Origin of the sequence: Sphaerisporangium siamense, from assembly GCF_014205275.1 — a bacterium.
Taxonomy (GTDB): domain Bacteria; phylum Actinomycetota; class Actinomycetes; order Streptosporangiales; family Streptosporangiaceae; genus Sphaerisporangium; species Sphaerisporangium siamense.
The window spans coordinates 139468-156319 of record NZ_JACHND010000001.1; the positions used below are offsets into that span (position 1 = coordinate 139468).

Below are 16852 nucleotides of genomic sequence, written 5' to 3' on the forward strand. Positions count from 1 at the left end.
GCGAAGGTCTTCGACGACATTCGCGTTGCCCTCGGCATGGTCGGCGGCCGGCCGGGCGAGTGAAGGGGCATCGCGAGAGATGGGACGTTCGTTGAGCTTCTTCCCGGCTCAGTCGACCGTCCAGGGGACGTGACGGGCCGCTGGCAGCACCAGGAGGGGTGGCCGGGTGCGCATCTCATTTCCCGAAAGGGACCGTGCGTCGTTCGAACTGGCGGGGCTCTCCTGCACGGAAGGGGTGCTCACCGTCGAGAAATGAAGCGGGATGACCGGTCGGTCGCAGGAGTCAGGTATCCAGATCGGAGCAGTGCATAGACATGGACATACCTGATGAGGTGCGGGAGAAGGGCTTAGAGCATGCCCAGGCCGCCGCCGAACGGTATCGCCGGAGCAGTGCCGTACGAGACGAAGTCCACCGCCGGCAGGAACAGGGTGACGCCTTCCCCGACTCACCGGAGTCGCTCGCGGCCCGCGCCGCCCGCCTCATTCAGCAGCAAGGAGTGCCTGTGGAGGCGGTCATGGAGGCCACGCGGGCCGCGTCCCTAGACCGGCCTTCCATGCACGAACGGATCCTGGGAGTGGCCAAGGACCTGCAGGCATGGAGCTTCCTTCCGCGCGGAGTCCGTGCGGCGCGTACCGTCGGCAGGATCTCGGTCAGCGAGAACGGCCGCGAGCTACCGATCGGCACCGGCTTCCTGGTCTCGCCGCGACTCCTGCTGACCAACCACCATGTGTTCCCCCGAATCGGGGCCGTACGGCAGGCCTTCGTGGAGTTCGACGCCCAGGTCAGCGTCGACAACACGCCTGAACTGGCCAAGCGGTTCACTCTGGACCCGGACACCCTCTTCGTCGCTGACCAGGACCTCGACTACGCCCTGGTCCTGGTGAACGCCGATGCGTCCGGTCGGCCGGTGGGGGAGACATTCGGCTGGAACAGGCTCAGCGTCCAGCTCGGCAAGCTGGTCCTCGGCGAACCGGTCAACATCGTGGGTCACCCCAGCGGCCGGCTGAAGGAGATCTCCATCCGCGAGAACAGCCTGGAGGTCCGGCTCGATCGTTTCCTTCAATACCAGACCGACACCGAGCCCGGCAGCTCCGGCTCCCCTGTGTACAACGACCAGTGGGAGGTCACGGCGTTGCACCATGGCGGTGTGCCGCGGACCGACGACCAGGGCCGGATCCTGCGGCGAGACGGCCGGCTCTGGCAGCCCGGTGACGGTGACGACGCTGTCGACTGGATCTCCAATGAGGGCGTCCGCATCAGCGCCATCCTCAAGCACCTGGCCTCGCTGCCACTCGATGACGCCCGCAGAGGGCTCCTGGCGGAGATGGGCCCGGAGTCGGGGTTCTGTGACGGCGTCGCCCCGCAGCCGGCCATCAAGGAGCAGCCGGCTCCAGCCGCCACGCGCCCGCTTCACAGCCCAGTCGGCGAGACGGCCCCTCGTCCCGGGCGGTCCCCGGCGGTCGCGGCCCGCACTGGCCTGACCGCCGCCACCACCGCGTTCGGAGGCGACCTCCACCTGATCTTCCTGCACGGCCGAGACCAGCAAGGACGCGCCCCAGAGCGCCTGCGCCGATATTGGACCGCCGGCCTGAACTGTGGGCTCACCCGTGCCGGGCTGTCCACCATCGATCCGGCCGACGTCTGCTTCCCCTTCTACGGGGACCGGCTCGCCGAGGCCCTGCAGCCGTTCAGTACCGTCCCGCATTCACTGGAGGAGATCGTCGCCGATCCGATCATGGCGACCGCTCCGATCTCCGACACCGCGCGGATGCTGTACGAACGGCTGATCATCGAGGCCGCGGCCCGCGCCGGCATGCCCGCCCTGCGGCCGGTCCCTGAGGAAGTGGTGACCGACGCCGTCCATCAAGGGCTGAGCTGGTTGGCCGCCGTTACCGATCTGGACCGGCTGGCCATTGCCGCGATCTTCGGAGACGTCGCCGCTTACCTCGATGATCAGCATGTCCGGGAGATGGTCCTGGAATGCGTTCTGCGGACGATGCCACAGACCGGTCGGATGGTGTTGGTCAGCCACAGCCTGGGCACGGTCGTCGCGGTGGACCTGCTCACCCGCCTCGACCCGAAGGCGGATGTCGAGTCGCTCGTCACCGTCGGCAGCCCGCTGGGCATGGACAGCGTCTATCACCGCCTGCTCATCGGCGGACCCACACGCCTCGACCGGGTGGCCCATTGGTTCAACGCCTGGTGTCCGACCGACCCGGTCACCCTCGGCTGCCCACTCGGTGACGATTGGCACGGAGAGCTGGTCGAGACCTCCGTCGTCAATCCCGTCGGGCGGGTGCACGACGTCGAGGAGTACCTCACTCACCCTGAGGTCGCCCGCGAGATCGGTGTCGTGCTCACCGGCCACACCAAATCGCGGACCGCTTCAGCAACAGCGCCTCATTCATAAGACGCGCCGCACCGGCCTTTCGACACTCGGCTCGTGCCGATTCCCCGGCTTCGGTGGAGATCCGACGTGAGCACGTCTCGGTGTGGCCCGCGACAGCAGTGCTGTCCGCCACGAGCAATGGCGGGGCGTAGGGGGCGTCGTAGGCGTGGATAAGGGACCTGACCAACGAGTAGTTGCCGATCGAATGCCGTCTCCGGCCCTGCGGTCCTACACCTCGGGGCCGAAGGGGCGGAGCCCCGGGCGGAGCCCCTGGGGAAAACAGCCCGGAGCCGAGCGAAGGACCATTTTCAGGGACGGCTCTCGTATCTACTGCTCGGGAAAGCTCCACATGAAAAAGGCCCCTGGCGCTGGCGCAGGGGCCTGGGGAGCCGACGAGGGGAATCGAACCCCTGACCTACGGTTTACAAGACCGTTGCTCTGCCGATTGAGCTACGTCGGCGGTGGTGTGTGCTCTCTGAGTTTAGTGGGTTGGGGTGGGCGGTGGCACCGAGGTTCTAGGGGGCCGGGGCGGCAGCGGCCCTCCAGTGCCGGACTGCGGGTCAGTGGCGGCGGTGGCGGGCGATCTCGTAGAGGGCTATGGCGGTGGCTACGCCGGCGTTGAGGGATTCGGCGGCGGCGCGCATGGGGATGCGGGCGACGACGTCGCAGGACTCGCGGACGAGGCGGGACAGGCCCTTGCCTTCGGAGCCGATCACCACGACGAGGGGCTCGGTGGCGAGGTCGACGTCGGCGATGTCGGTGCGGCCCTCGCCGTCGAGGCCGATGACGAACAGGCCGCGTTCGCGGTACTCGCGCAGGCTGCTGGTGAGGTTGGCGGCGCGGGCCACGGGCATGTGGGCCAGCGTGCCGGCGGAGGTCTTCCAGGCGCCGGCCGTGACGCCGGCCGAGCGGCGGGCGGGCACGAGGATGCCGTGGGCGCCGAAGGCGGTGGCGGAGCGGGCGATGGCGCCGAGGTTGCGCGGGTCGGTGACACCGTCCAGGGCGATGATCAGAGGAACCTCGGCGGCGTCCTGGGCGCGCTCGACCAGGTCGGCCGGGTGGGCGTAGTCGTAGGGCGGGAGCTGGAGGCCGAGGCCCTGGTGAATGGTGCCGTCGGTGAGCCGGTCGAGCTTGTCGCGGCTGACCTCCAGCAGGGCGATGCCGCGGTTGGACGCGATCTTGATGGCCTCGCGGACGCGGTCGTCGTGGTCGATGCGCTGGGCGACGTACAGCGCGGTCGCGGGGACCTCGGCGCGCAGGGCCTCGACGACGGGGTTGCGCCCGCCGATGACCTCGGGAGCGTCGTCGCGGCGCGCGCGGGACGGCCGTGCGGCCTGTTCCTGGGGACGGGTCCCCCCCGCCGCCGCGGCGGCGGCGCGCTGCCGGTCCTTGAACCAGTGCCGCTCGCTGGCCGGGGGCGTCGCTCCCTTGCCTGCCAGAGTCTTACGGCCCTGGCCGCCGGTGCCCCGTGTGGGGCCTTTCCTCTTCGCGGGCCTGCCGGACCCTTTACCCCCACCTGCCATGGTGTCAGCCTACCGTCGTGATCAGTGCGCGATTTCCCACCGCGGGCCCTGGGGGGTGTCCTCGACGACGACGCCGGCCGCCGCGAGCTGGTCGCGGATGGCGTCGGCGGCGGCGTAGTCCTTGCGGGCGCGGGCGGCCTGGCGCTGTTCCAGGGCCACCTTGACCAGGGCGTTCACGGTCTCGCGCAGGCCGGTGTCCGCGGAGGACGACCGCCACTGCGGCGAGCGCGGGTCGAGCCCGAGGACGTCGAGCATGTTCTGGGTCTCGGCCAGAAGACGGGCGACCTGTTCCTTGTTGCCGGCGGCGAGGGCCACATTGCCTTCGCGGACGACCTCGTGGACGACGGCGAGGGCCTGCGGCACGCCGAAGTCGTCGTTCATGGCGTCGGCGAAGGCCTGCGGGAGCGGCGCGGCGGCGTCGACGTCGTGGATGACCTCGGCGGCGCGGGTGACGAAGCCCTCGATGCGCTGGTAGCCGGCGGCGGCCTCGGCCAGGGCCTCCTCGGAGTAGTCGATCGAGGAGCGGTAGTGCGCGGCGACGAGGTAGTAGCGCAGCTCGACGGGGCGCACCTTGGTGAGCATGGCCGGGACGAGAAGGGAATTGCCGAGCGACTTGCTCATCTTCTCGGCGCCGACCTTCAGCATGCCGTTGTGCATCCAGTAGCGGGCGAAGCCGTCGCCTGCCGCCTGGGACTGGGCGACCTCGTTCTCGTGGTGCGGGAAGATCAGGTCGACGCCGCCGCCGTGGATGTCGAAGGTCTCGCCGAGGTACTTGGTGGCCATCGCCGAGCACTCGATGTGCCAGCCGGGACGGCCGGTGCCCCACGGCGTGGGCCAGGTGGGCTCGCCGGGCTTGGCCCCCTTCCACAGAGCGAAGTCGCGGGGGTCGCGCTTGCAGTCGTTCTCGGTGTCCCCGGCGGCGCGCATGTTCTCGGGGCGCTGGTTGGAGAGCCTGCCGTAGCGCTCGGCGTAGGACATGACGTCGAAGTAGACGTCGCCGCCCGCGGCGTAGGCGTGGCCCTTGTCGATGAGCCGGTGCATCAGCTCGACCATCTCGGGGATGTGGCCCATCGCCCGGGGCTCGACGGTGGGCGGGAGGCAGCCGAGGGCGTCGTAGGCCCAGGTGAAGGCGCGCTGGTTACGCTCGGCGACGACGTACCAGGGCACGCCTTCCCCGGCGGCCACGCGGAGGATCTTGTCGTCGAGGTCGGTGACGTTGCGGCAGAAGGACACCTCGTAGCCGGAGCGGGTCAGCCACCGGCGGACGACGTCGAAGTTGACGCCCGAACGGATGTGCCCGATGTGCGGCGGAGCCTGCACGGTCGCCCCGCACAGGTATATCGAGACCCGGCCCGGCTGGACGGGGACGAACTCGCGGACCGCACGGGTTCCGGTGTCGTATAGGCGCAGACTCACGAAGGCAAGGCTAATGCCTCACAGGCCCTGACAGGACGGGTTGCCGTACCTCACTGGCCTCCAACGCTAATGTGAACGGCCCGGGGTTTCCGGATGCGTGGTCCGGCTGTCCACCTTCTCCCTCATAGAGTCACTTGTCGGGAATGATTTGTAGGGGAACAGTAGCCGAAGTCCTGGATCTCACTAAAAATCGGGAATCTTGTGGCATGTCCGGATGCCGGATTCGGTCCGGTAAGGCTCCTGTCAGACCCCGGAGTCGGACGGAGAGCCGTGCCGAGCCACCACGACCGGCGCGACCTCGTACGGACGCCTGGCGTGGCGCGGCCGCGCCGCCCGGTGACGCGAGCCGTGATTCTGTAGGCTCGAAACGCCATGGACGTCACTCCCCCGCTGCCGGCGGCGCGCTCTTCCCGCCGGTCCGAGATCCCACCCGCCCAACAGGCAGGAGCGGCGCTGGCGCTGCGCCGTGTGGGCACCGCCGTCGCGGCCCTCGCGGTCGCCGGCCTCGCCGCCACCGCCTGCGTGCTCTCCTTCGAGCCCATCCGCTCCCTCGCCGTGACCGGCGGGGCACGCGCCGACTTCGCCTACCTCTACCCCGCCGGGTTCGACGCGCTGCTGGCCATCGCGCTGATCAGCGTGCTGCTCCTGCGCCCCGCGCGGCTCCTGGTCCGCGCCCAGGCCATGGCGATCCTCGCCCTGCTCATCGTGGCCGCCGCCGCGGCGAACATCGTCGTCGCGACGGGCACGGTGATCGAGCCGGGGCGCGCCACGGTTCCGGTCGCCGTGGCGCCGTGGGTGATGTTCGTGATCGGGCTGTGGCTGTTCCTGCTCCCGGCCCGGCGCTTCCCCGCCTACGACGCGGCGGCGGCGCCACCCGCGGAACGTGACATCGTGCCCTTCGGCGGCGAGGAACGCGACCCCGAACTGGCGCCCCCGCTGGAGACGGCATCGGCCGCGAGCGCCCACCCCGCGCGCGATCACGGCCCCGCGACGACCGCGGCCGAGCCGGACGAGCCCGAGATCACGCCGGTCGTCCCTCCGACGGCCGCTCCCGAGACCCCGACCGTGGACGAGCTTCCGCCGCTGCGGGAGGACACCGCGGAGGATCACGGAGCCGGCGACATTCACAGGGCCGAGGACCCGCACGACGAGCCGCGCGAAACCGGCCTACCGGAAACCGGTCCACGGGAAACCGGTCCACGCGCGACCGGCGGGGACGAACCGTATGAGCAGAACGGCCCCGAGCAGGACGCCCCGAAACAGGACGGTCCGGAGCACGGCGGCCCGGAGCACGGCGGCCCCGAGCACGGCGGTCCCGAGCATGTCGTTCCTCCGCCGGAGCCGGAGCAGCGGCTGGTGCCGCAGCCTCGCCCGAGCGCGGCGGGCGGCCCGCCGGAGAGGTCCCCTGACCGCCCGATCCGCTGGGGCGATCTCGTACGGCCCGCGAGCGGCGACGTCCTGGTTCATCCACTTCCCAAGCCCTCCGAGCGCGACCTGGGTGACACGCAGCCGTACCCGCAGGTCACCGACCGCGAGCCCGAGCGGGACGAGGCGCCCGCTCAGGACGAGCCGCGCGCCCAGGAGCAGGAGCAGGACACCCAGCCGTACCCGCACCTCCGCGAGGAGGCCCTCCCCGGTACGGGCGCGCAGGACGAGACGCCCGAGGCCGGCCGCCGTCCCCAGGGGGGCACCGCGGCGCCGCCGTCGGGACGCATGCGGAGCACGCCGCTGCCCCCCGAGGAGTAGGCACGGCACCGCGCAAACCCCCAAGGAGCAGGCGCGGCACCGCACAAAGGACCGCATGACAAAGACCCGCCCGATCCGTGAGGATCGGGCGGGTCTTGCTGGTTCCTGGCGGAGTCATCGCACCGCCCGCGGGTCTACCGGGCCGCTGCCGCAGATCCCCTTACCCCCGAGGGCAGGGCGAAGCGGTGCGCTCCGCTGAAGGTCAGACCCTCGTGCGGCCGCGGCCACGGATCCCGGCCACCAGGCCGACACCGATCACGGCGACGACGACCTGCAGGATGATCTCGATCCAGTCGATCCCGGAAGTCGTCTCGACCCCCAGCACCTGGGCGATGGCGGTCCCGATCAGAGCGGCGACGATGCCGACGATGATCGTGACGAGCCACCCGATGGGCTGGCGGCCGGGCAGAACAAGGCGCCCGAGGGCGCCGATGATCGCGCCGATGACGATAGCGCCGAGAATGCTTTCGATGGTCATCTTGTGCCTCCACTAGAGGGTCGCACCTTCACGCTGTGAAGACGGCTACCCCCTGGAAGACAACTAATCATAAAAGGGAAAAGTGCCTGGTCAAGGCTTGGTAAAGGGAGAACGACGCCCCGCACCGCGCCGGTTGGCGGGGCGCCGTCCTCCGGTCTCGCGGGCCGGTGAGCCCGCCGGATTCCGGGATCCCGCTATTAGGACGTGTACGGGGCCGCTTCGGTTGGCGCGACCGGGAGAACGAGCGCCGTGGCGATCGCGGCCACGCCTTCGCCGCGCCCGGTGAGGCCGAGCCCGTCGGTGGTGGTGGCGCTCACGCTGACCGGAGCGCCGGCGGCCGCACCGAGGACTTTTTCCGCCTCGGCGCGACGCGGTGCGAGTTTGGGGCGGTTTCCGATGATCTGTACGGCGAGGTTGCCGATCTCGAACCCGGCCGCACGCACGTGCCGGGCCGCCTCTTCGAGCAGGGAGACGCCGGACGCACCGGCCCAGCGCGGGTCGGAGGTACCGAACAGACCACCGAGATCGCCGAGACCGGCCGCCGACAGGAGGGCGTCGCAACACGCGTGCGCGGCGGCGTCGCCGTCGGAGTGGCCCGAGAGCCCCGTCTCCCCCGGCCAGTGGAGGCCGGCCAGGTGGAGCTCACGACCCGATGCGAACGGGTGGACGTCCACCCCGACGCCCACCCGTGGATGTTCCATTTTCAGGAGTTGAGAACCTCGTCGAGCAGGGCCTCGGCCTTGTCCTCATTGGTCTTCTCCGCGAGGGCGAGCTCACTGACCAGAATCTGCCTGGCCTTGGCGAGCATGCGCTTCTCACCCGCGGAAAGACCGCGCTCCTTGTCTCGCCGCCAAAGGTCGCGCACCACTTCGGCCACCTTGTTGACGTCGCCGGACGCCAGCTTCTCGAGGTTGGCCTTGTAGCGGCGGGACCAGTTGGTTGGCTCTTCCGTGTGCGGCATGCGCAGAACATCGAAGACACGCTCTAGACCCTCTTGGCCTACAACGTCACGCACACCAACGAGTTCGGCGTTTTCTGCCGGCACCTGAACGGTAAGGTCGCCCTTGTCGACCTTCAGCACCAGATAGGTTCTGTCCTCGCCCTTTATCGTGCGGGTTGTGATGGCTTCGATTCGAGCAGCCCCGTGGTGGGGGTAGACGACAGTGTCGCCGACCTGGAAAGTCATGTGACAAGTACCCCTTCCGCTGTCCTCCAGGATACCACGCGCCAGTCCCCTCCCGGAACAGTGAAATCAACATAACTGCAGGTCAAAGCCTCGATTTGGGACTTGACAACTGCTCGACCTCATGAATCCGGCGTCCTGACATGCGCGGTGACCTGCGGCTCGGGCGGCCCCGCCGCAGGTGCCAGGGCGCTTCCGGAGGCATGGCACGGCACGGATAAGGTTGCCGTTGGCCATACTCATGTGTATCAAGGAGAGCTCGAACCGTGACCAGCACCAGCCGTCGCAGGGTGATCATCGCCACCGCGCTGCTCGCAGCCGTCCCGGCGCTGGCCGCGTGCGGAGCGGGGACCGATGCCAACACCAGCAGTGCGTACGCCCCGACCGAGGCGAACGTGCTGATCGACGGTGAGGGCTCGGCCAAGACCTACGGCAGGAACGGCATCAAGATCGCCCAGGCGTTCGCCCTCGGCCCCGACTCCGGGCAGCAGATCGCCTCCGGCGGCTCCGTCCCGCTGTACATCTCGATGGTGAACGACGGCGACGGCGCCGACACGCTGGAGAGCGTGGCGATCAACGACCGCAGCGCCACCTCCGTCAAGGGCGGCGCCATCCAGTTGCCGCCGGGGCAGCTCGTCAACACCGGCAGGCCCTCTCAGATCATCCTGGAAGGCGTCCAGAAGCCGCTGCGGGGCGGCGAGAGCATCTCCCTCACCCTCCGGTTCTCCAACGCCGGGGACATCGCCATGAGGATCCCCGTCGTGACGCGCAGCCGCGAGTACGCGAGCCTGTCCCCGGCGCCGAGCGCCGCGCCGTCCACCTCGGCCACGCCGTCCGGCACCCCGACCCCGACCCCGTCGGCCACCCCCTCCACGGACCCCACCGCGGACAGCTGACCTCACGCGCGAAGGCCCGGTGGCGAACACGCCACCGGGCCTCGTCGTCTCTGGCGCAGAGCCGCCTACAAGGACTCTCACGCCTCCGCGGGGTCGAACTTGTAACCGAGGCCGCGGACGGTGAGGATGCACCGCGGGTTGGACGGATCGGACTCGATCTTGGCCCGCAAACGCTTGACGTGGACGTCCAGGGTCTTGGTGTCCCCCACGTAGTCGGCGCCCCACACCCGGTCGATGAGCTGGCCCCGGGTCAGCACCCGCCCCGCGTTGCGCAGCAGGACCTCCAGCAGCTCGAACTCCTTCAGCGGGAGCTGCACCTGCCGGCCGCGCACGGCGACGATGTGGCGGTCGACGTCCATGCGCACCGGGCCCGCGGCCAGGACGGCCGGCTCGACCTCCTCGACGTCGCCCTGCCGGCGCAGGACGGCCCGGATGCGGGCCACCAGCTCCCGCGAGGAGAAGGGCTTGGTCACGTAGTCGTCGGCGCCGAGCTCCAGGCCGACGACCTTGTCGATCTCGCTGTCCTTGGCGGTCAGCATGATCACCGGCACCTTGGAGCGCTGGCGCAGGGAACGGCAGACCTCCGTGCCCGGCAGGCCGGGAAGCATCAGGTCGAGCAGGACCAGGTCGGCGCCGTTGCGGTCGAAGGTGTCGAGCGCCTCGGGCCCGGTGGTCGCGACGGCGACCTCGAAGCCTTCCTTGCGCAGCATGTAGGACAGGGCGTCGGAGAAAGACTCCTCGTCCTCGACGACGAGCACGCGGGTCACTTCGCGGCCTCCAGAGGGGTTGATGTGGTGCTGGGCACGGCGATCGCCGTGCCGCCGAAAGCCGGCAGACGGAGGGTGAAGGTGGAGCCGGAGCCTTCCTTGCTCCAGACCGACACCTCGCCGCCGTGGGCGACGGCGACGTGCTTGACGATGGCTAGGCCGAGGCCGGTGCCGCCGGTGGCGCGCGAGCGCGCGGCGTCGACGCGGAAGAACCGCTCGAAGATCCGCTCCAGCGAGCTCTCCGGGATGCCGATGCCCTGGTCGCTGACGCTGACCTCGACGACGTCCCCGGCGGGCCTGGCGCTGACGACCACGCGGGTGCTCTCGGGGCTGTAGGCGACGGCGTTGTCGATCAGGTTGCGCAGCGCGGTGACCAGCAGTTCGTCGTCGCCCCAGACGCGCAGCCCCTCGGTGCCGCCCGCGACGAGGACGATCTCCTTGGCGGCGGCCTTGGTGTTGCAGCGGTCGATGGCCTCGTGGACGACCTCGTCGACCGGCACGCAGCCCGGGGTCGGGATGGGCTCGCCGCCCTGGATGCGGGACAGGGTGATCAGGTCCTGGACGAGGTAGGTGAGGCGGGCGGCCTCGTGCTGCATGCGCCCGGCGAACCGGGTGACGGCGACGGGGTCCTCCGCGGCGTCCTGGATGGTCTCGGCCAGCAGGCTCAGCGCCCCGACGGGCGTCTTGAGCTCGTGGCTGACGTTGGCGACGAAGTCGCGGCGCACGGCCTCGACGCGGCGGCGCTCGGTCTGGTCCTCGGCGAGGACGAGCACCTGCCCGTGGGTGCCGAGGGGGGCGACGCGGACGGCGAAGGTGGTGGCCTCCAGGCCGAACTTGTGCCCGGCGACCTCGAACTCGCTCTCACGGATCTCGCCGTCCCTGCGCACCTGGCGCGCCAGCGCCAGCAGCTCGGCGGCCATGAGGTGATCTCCTTTGACCAGCCCGAACGCGCGGGCGGCCGAGCTCGCGCGCAGCACACGGTCGTCACGGTCGAGGACCACCGCCGAGGACGGCAGCACGGCGAGCACGGAGGCCACGCCCTGGGGCAGGGTGCTGTCGGAGTTCTCGACGACGTCGGCCCGCGCACGGTCGCGCGGACGCACCGCCATCATCGCGATCGCCCCGACAACAAACCCCGCCAGAGCGGCCAGGCTCGTCACGATCTCACTCACGCCCTCCAGGGTAGGCGGGACTCTTCCCTGGCCAGACCCCCCCAAGTGGGTCTTTCCCGGAGAGTTCATCTTTCGGACGTGGTTCGTTCATGCACGCGCGCGTAGCGTGAGCCGCATGCGCGATGCCTTCCACGAAGAACTCAACGCTCTGAACGACCGGTTGCTGCAGATGACCAACCTGGTACGCTCCGCCATCTCCCGGGCGACCACCGCCCTGCTGGACGCCGACCTGCAGCTCGCCGAGAGCGTGATCTCCCACGACGCCGAGGTCAACCGGCTGTACGCGGAGATCGAGACCTCCATCTTCGAGCTGATGGCCACGCAGCAGCCCGTCGCCGTGGACCTGCGCACGGCGATCACCGCCCTGCGGATGGGCGGCGACCTGGAGCGCATGGGCGACCTCGCCGAACATGTGGCGAAGATCGCCCGGATGCGCCACCCGGACTCGGCGATCCCCGCCGAGGTGCGGGACACGATTCTGGAGATGGGGCAGATCGCCGAACGCCTGGTCACCAAGACCGGGAGCTGCATCGCGACGCGCGACATCGAGCTGGCCAAGGAGCTCGACGAGGACGACGACGCCATGGACCGGCTGCACCGCCGGCTGTTCCGCGTGCTGCTGGCCAAGGACTGGCGGCACGGCATCGAGCCGGCCATCGACATCACGCTCGTCGGCCGCTACTACGAGCGGTACGCCGACCACGCCGTCCGGGTCGCCCGGGACGTGGTCTACCTGGTCACCGGCAGCCGCGAGGACGACGACGCGGCGTCGTGACCCGTGGACGCGAAGAAGCCCCGGACGGCGGCGTCCGGGGCTTCCTTGTGTGCGTGAGGGGCTAGCGGCCCTGGTTGGCGACGGCCTGGATGGCGGCCTCCGCGGCCGCCGGGTCGAGGTACTCGCCTCCGGCCTTGACCGGCTTGAACTCGGCGTCGAGCTCGTAGCGCAGGGGGATGCCGGTGGGGATGTTGAGCTTGGCGATCTCTTCGTCGCCGACGCCGTCCAGGTGCTTGACCAGGGCGCGCAGCGAGTTGCCGTGCGCCACCACCAGGGGGGTGCGGCCGGCGGCGAGCTCGGGGACGATGGCGTCGTACCAGTACGGCAGCATGCGGCCGACGACGTCCTTCAGGCATTCGGTGCGCGGCAGGAGCTCGGGCGGAAGCTGGGCGTACCTGGCGTCGCCGACCTGCGAGAACTCGTCGTCGTCCGCCAGGGGCGGGGGCGGCACGTCGTAGGAGCGGCGCCACAGCGTGAACTGCTCGTCGCCGAACTCCTCGCGGGTCTGCGCCTTGTTCTTGCCCTGGAGCGCGCCGTAGTGGCGCTCGTTGAGCCGCCAGGACCGGGAGACGGGGAGCCACGACAGCCCGGCCGCGCCCAGGGCGTGGTTGGCGGTCTGGATGGCGCGGGTCAGGACGGAGGTGTGCACCACGTCGGGACGCAGACCGGCCTCCACCAGGAGCCTGCCGCCGCGCCGGGCCTCCTCCTCGCCTGTGGGCGAGAGGGCGACGTCGACCCATCCGGTGAACAGGCCCTTCGCGTTCCACTCGCTCTCGCCGTGCCGCAATAGCACCAAAGTAGCCATGCGCCCAAGCTTAGGGTCTGCGGCGCGGGCCCGTAGCGGGCGCACACCTGGTGAGACGGGCCGCGCTCAGCCGTCCGATCTGCCGACGACGTGCTCGAAGGCGCGCAGGTTGGCCAGCGACTCGCCCCGCTTCACGCGCCATTCCCACTCGCGGCGGATGGAGGAGGCGAACCCCAGCTCCAGCGCGCGGTCGAACCACTCGTCGGCGTAGGTGAGGACGCAGCCGAGCACGCGGTCGATCTCGGCCACCGAGACGGCCTCCAGGGGCAGGCGCCCGACGAGGTGGACGTCGCCGACGGCGTCCAGGGCGAAGTGGACGCCGTACATCGACCCGTTCTTGGTCAGCAGCCAGCGGTAGAACTCGACGTGGTTCTCGTCGGGCCTGCGGCAGAAGAACGCCTCGACGTGCAGGGCCTGCGCCGAGACGGTGAGCCAGGTCATCGTGGCGAGCTTGTGGTGCCCGGGCAGCTTCACCAGGAACGCCCCGGGCTTCGGGCGTTCGTAGGCGACCTCCGCCGCCTTCAGGGCGGACTCGACGACGGCCTCGTGATCCATGGCGTGCACACTCCCCGCTCGAAACCCGGCCACACCTTTTCTACCCGGTCATGTAATCAGGTCCGCGCGGTGGTCAGCAGGGAGTGGTGCCGGGCGAGGGCGGCGGTGTAGACCTCCATCAGGCGGGCGGCGGTGGCCGGCCACCCGAAGCGGGCGGCGTGCGCGCTGGCGTTCGCGGCCATGGTGTCGCGCCAGAGGGGACGGTCGACGAAGCGGCGCAGCGCGGCGGCCCAGGCGTGCGGCTCGTGCCCGTCGATGAGCAGGCCGGACACGCCGTGCTTGACGGCGGTGCGCAGGCCGCCGACCCTGGCGGCGGCCACCGGGGTGCCGCAGGCCTGTGACTCCAGGGCGACGAGGCCGAACGACTCGTTGTAGGAGGGGACGACGGTGACGTCGGCGGCGCGGTACCAGTCGGCCAGTTCGTGCTGGGGCGCGGGCGGCGCGAGCCGTACGACGTCGGAGATGCCGAGTTCGGCGGCGAGGTCGGTGAGGTAGGAGGGCTGGTCGAGCCCGTTGCCGCTCGGCCCGCCGACGCAGGCGATGACCAGGCGGGAGCGCAGCGAGGGGTCGTCGCGCAGCATGCGGGCGGCGGCCCTGAGCAGGACGTCGGGGGCCTTGAGGGGCTGGATGCGGCCGACGAAGAGCATGACGTGGGCGCCCTGCGGGAGGCCGAGGCGGTGGCGGGCGGCGCCCTTGGACGCGGGCTGGAACACCTCCAGGTTGACCCCGGGGTTCACCACGGCCACCCGCCCGGCGGGCGCGCCGTAGAGGTCGATCAGCTCGCGGGCCTCGGCGTCGGTGTTGGCGACCAGGCGGTCGGCGACCTCGACGACGTGCTCCTCGCCGGCGACGCGGGCGGCGGGCTCGGGGCGGTCGCCCTTGGCCAGCAGGACGTTCTTGACCTTGGCCATGGTGTGCATGGTGTGGACGAGGGGGACGCCCCAGCGTTCCTTGGCCAGCCAGCCGACCTGGCCGGACAGCCAGTAGTGGGAGTGGATCAGGTCGTAGTGCCCCGGCTCGTGCATGGCCTCGGTGCGCAGCACGCCGGTGAGGAAGTCGCAGAGCTGGCCGGGCAGGTCGCCCTTGTCGAGTTCTTCGTACGGCCCGGCGGTGACGTGGCGCACGGTCACGCCCGGGGTCAGCTCGACGGCGGGCGGGAGGTCCCTGGCGGTCTGCCGGGTGAAGATCTCGACCTCGACGCCCAGGTCGGCCAGCCGTTTGGCGACCTCGACGACGTACACGTTCATGCCCCCGGCGTCGCCGGTGCCCGGCTGGTCCAGCGGGGACGTGTGCATACTGATCGTCGCGATCCGGCTGATCCGGCGTGCGACCGGCGATCCCGGCACCTGACACCACCTCCAGAGGGGTTATAACCGTCGGAAACTTCACCAGATTCCCGGCAGGACCGGCCCAAGGGGTCCCATACCACCTCTGCCCACGGGCGCTGGCAGGATGACGAACGGCGATTCGCCGGGGGCGGTGACGCGGCGCGCCGTGGTGGAAGAGCGTGGAGGCGTGCCGGGCGAAGGGTCGGGTTCGCGGCGGGCCCACGAGGACAGAGCACTTAAAGGCGAACATAAGGACGGCGAATGAGCAAGACAGCGGTGGTGACGGGCGCGAGCAGCGGCATCGGCGAGGCCACGGCGCGCAGGCTCGCGGCGGAGGGTTTCCAGGTCGTGGCCGCCGCCAGGCGCAGGGACCGCCTGGAACTCCTGGCGGCGGAGGTGCCGAACATCCGCCCGGTCACGCTGGACGTCACCTCCGACGAGTCGGTGGCGGAGCTGGCGGCGTCGCTGGAGCGCTGCGACGTGCTGATCAACAACGCGGGCGGCGCGGTCGGGCTGGAGTCCGTGGCCGAGGGCCTGGTGGACGACTGGCAGCGCATGTACGAGGTGAACGTGCTGGGCTCGCTGCGCATGACCCGGGCGCTGCTTCCCAAGCTGGTCGAGTCGGGAGACGGGGTGCTGCTGATGCTGACCTCGGTGGCGGGCCTGGTGTCGTACGAGGGGGGCGGCGGCTACTGCGCGGCCAAGCACGCGCAGACCTCCATGGCCGAGACGCTGCGCCTGGAGCTCGTCGGGCAGCCGGTACGGGTCGTCGAGGTGGCGCCCGGCATGGTGCGCACCGAGGAGTTCTCGCTGACCCGCTTCCGCGGCGACGCCACCGCCGCCGACAAGGTGTACGAGGGCGTGCCCGACCCGCTGACGGCCGACGACGTGGCCGACGCGATCGCCTGGTGCGTCACCCGGCCCGCGCACGTCAACGTCGACCGCCTGGTGATCCGCCCGCGCGCCCAGGCCGCGCAGCACAAGGTGCACCGGGTGTCGTGATCGCTGAAGGGACGCGGGGCCGCCGGCGCCCCGTGGGCGAGATCACCCGCGGCACGACGGGGCACAACCGGCTGCGCAGGTCCGACCGGTGGGTCACGGCCGTGTACGGCCCGCTGCTGCGGTCGGCCCCGCGTCCCCTGGTCGTGGACCTCGGGTACGGCGCCTCGCCGGTGACGACGTCGGAGATGTTCGCCCGGCTGCGCCGCGTGCGGCCCGACGTCGAGGTGGTGGGCGTCGAGATCGACCCGATCCGCGTCGCGGTGGCCAGGGCGCACGAGCGGGAGGGGCTGTCGTTCGTCCTCGGCGGCTTCGAGCTGCCCGTCGCGCGGCCGCCGCTGATCGTGCGGGCCTTCAACGTGCTCAGGCAGTACGGCGAGGCGCAGGCGTGGCAGGCGTGGGACCTGCTGCGCGACCGCCTCGCCCCCGGCGGGGTGATCGTCGAGGGCACGTGCTCGGAGATCGGCCACCGGGCCGCCTGGGTGGCGCTGGACGCCCGCGGGCCGCGCACGCTCACCCTGTCCACGCGCCTGACCGGCTTCACGCGCCCCTCCGACCTCGCCGAGCGGCTCCCGAAGACGCTGATCCACCGCAACGTGCCCGGCGAGCGCGTGCACGCCTTCCTCCGCGACTTCGACCACGCCTGGGACGTGGCCGCGCCGTACGGCGCCTACGGTCAGCGCTCCCGGTGGATCGCCGCGGTGGAACGGCTGACGGCCGACTGGCCGGTCGCCACGGCTCCCCCGCTGGGCGGCCGGGCACGCTGGCGGCTCGGCGAACTGACGATCCCGTGGGACGCTCTGGCGCCGGAGCGGTGAA

The 16852-nt window shown here is 70.8% G+C and carries 16 protein-coding genes and 1 tRNA gene; 6 read left to right on the forward strand and 11 right to left on the reverse strand.

What is annotated here, in order from left to right; genetic code table 11:
• Positions 1–332: 332 nt before the first annotated feature.
• Entirely contained in the window at positions 333–2411 is a 2079-nt protein-coding gene (locus BJ982_RS00605) for a trypsin-like peptidase domain-containing protein (protein WP_311772214.1), read from the forward strand.
• A 366-nt stretch (positions 2412–2777) separates the two neighbouring features.
• On the opposite strand, the gene BJ982_RS00610 is transcribed toward BJ982_RS00605, so the two are convergent.
• From BJ982_RS00610 to cysS, 3 genes are all read right to left on the reverse strand, one after another.
• Positions 2778–2850 (reverse strand) — tRNA-Thr (locus BJ982_RS00610).
• Between the two features lie 100 nt (positions 2851–2950).
• Complete coding sequence (gene rlmB, locus BJ982_RS00615) at positions 2951–3913, reverse strand: 23S rRNA (guanosine(2251)-2'-O)-methyltransferase RlmB (protein WP_184875529.1); 963 nt, start codon at positions 3911–3913, stop codon at positions 2951–2953.
• Positions 3914–3934: 21 nt separating this feature from the next.
• Positions 3935–5329: a cysteine--tRNA ligase gene (gene cysS, locus BJ982_RS00620; RefSeq protein ID WP_184875531.1), complete on the reverse strand. Its 1395-nt coding sequence runs from the start codon at positions 5327–5329 to the stop codon at positions 3935–3937.
• Between the two features lie 372 nt (positions 5330–5701).
• Here cysS and BJ982_RS00625 point away from each other — a divergent pair, with 372 nt between their 5' ends.
• Positions 5702–7075: a DUF2637 domain-containing protein gene (locus tag BJ982_RS00625; RefSeq protein ID WP_184875533.1), complete on the forward strand. Its 1374-nt coding sequence runs from the start codon at positions 5702–5704 to the stop codon at positions 7073–7075.
• Positions 7076–7277: 202 nt separating this feature from the next.
• Here the strand turns inward: BJ982_RS00625 and BJ982_RS00630 are convergent, their stop codons facing one another.
• The 3 genes from BJ982_RS00630 to BJ982_RS00640 all read right to left on the reverse strand — a co-directional run bounded on the left by BJ982_RS00630 (position 7278) and on the right by BJ982_RS00640 (position 8739).
• Positions 7278–7553, reverse strand: a complete 276-nt coding sequence (locus BJ982_RS00630) for a GlsB/YeaQ/YmgE family stress response membrane protein (RefSeq protein WP_184875535.1) — start codon at positions 7551–7553, stop codon at positions 7278–7280.
• A gap of 197 nt (positions 7554–7750) precedes the next feature.
• Positions 7751–8254 (reverse strand): 2-C-methyl-D-erythritol 2,4-cyclodiphosphate synthase, encoded by a 504-nt coding sequence (gene ispF / locus BJ982_RS00635; protein WP_184875537.1) that lies wholly within the window; start codon positions 8252–8254, stop codon positions 7751–7753.
• A gap of 2 nt (positions 8255–8256) precedes the next feature.
• On the reverse strand, positions 8257–8739 hold the full coding sequence (locus BJ982_RS00640; protein WP_114028347.1) for a CarD family transcriptional regulator: 483 nt from the start codon (positions 8737–8739) through the stop codon (positions 8257–8259).
• 263 nt (positions 8740–9002) lie between these two features.
• On the opposite strand from BJ982_RS00640, the gene BJ982_RS00645 reads away from it, so the two are divergent.
• Positions 9003–9632, forward strand: coding sequence for a copper chaperone PCu(A)C (locus tag BJ982_RS00645; protein ID WP_239123029.1), 630 nt, complete (start codon positions 9003–9005; stop codon positions 9630–9632).
• Between the two features lie 77 nt (positions 9633–9709).
• Here the strand turns inward: BJ982_RS00645 and BJ982_RS00650 are convergent, their stop codons facing one another.
• Both BJ982_RS00650 and BJ982_RS00655 read right to left on the reverse strand, forming a co-directional pair.
• Positions 9710–10390, reverse strand: a complete 681-nt coding sequence (locus tag BJ982_RS00650; protein ID WP_507763466.1) for a response regulator — start codon at positions 10388–10390, stop codon at positions 9710–9712.
• A gap of 5 nt (positions 10391–10395) precedes the next feature.
• Positions 10396–11580, reverse strand: a complete 1185-nt coding sequence (locus tag BJ982_RS00655) for a sensor histidine kinase (protein ID WP_239123039.1) — start codon at positions 11578–11580, stop codon at positions 10396–10398.
• A gap of 106 nt (positions 11581–11686) precedes the next feature.
• Between BJ982_RS00655 and phoU the strand changes: the two genes are divergently transcribed.
• A complete protein-coding gene (gene phoU / locus BJ982_RS00660) occupies positions 11687–12346 on the forward strand; it encodes a phosphate signaling complex protein PhoU (RefSeq protein ID WP_184875543.1) in 660 nt (219 codons plus the stop codon).
• Positions 12347–12407: 61 nt separating this feature from the next.
• On the opposite strand, the gene BJ982_RS00665 is transcribed toward phoU, so the two are convergent.
• The 3 genes from BJ982_RS00665 to mshA form a co-directional block, all read right to left on the reverse strand.
• On the reverse strand, positions 12408–13151 hold the full coding sequence (locus BJ982_RS00665) for a phosphoglyceromutase (RefSeq protein WP_184875545.1): 744 nt from the start codon (positions 13149–13151) through the stop codon (positions 12408–12410).
• 66 nt (positions 13152–13217) lie between these two features.
• Positions 13218–13706: a type III secretion system chaperone family protein gene (locus BJ982_RS00670; protein WP_184875547.1), complete on the reverse strand. Its 489-nt coding sequence runs from the start codon at positions 13704–13706 to the stop codon at positions 13218–13220.
• Between the two features lie 56 nt (positions 13707–13762).
• Positions 13763–15052, reverse strand: a complete 1290-nt coding sequence (mshA, locus tag BJ982_RS00675; RefSeq protein ID WP_275411692.1) for a D-inositol-3-phosphate glycosyltransferase — start codon at positions 15050–15052, stop codon at positions 13763–13765.
• Positions 15053–15295: 243 nt separating this feature from the next.
• Between mshA and BJ982_RS00680 the strand changes: the two genes are divergently transcribed.
• Positions 15296–16036: an SDR family NAD(P)-dependent oxidoreductase gene (locus BJ982_RS00680; protein WP_184875551.1), complete on the forward strand. Its 741-nt coding sequence runs from the start codon at positions 15296–15298 to the stop codon at positions 16034–16036.
• Positions 16033–16851, forward strand: a complete 819-nt coding sequence (locus BJ982_RS00685; protein ID WP_239123028.1) for a class I SAM-dependent methyltransferase — start codon at positions 16033–16035, stop codon at positions 16849–16851. Before BJ982_RS00680 ends, BJ982_RS00685 begins: the two co-directional genes overlap by 4 nt.
• Position 16852: the final 1 nt, after the last annotated feature.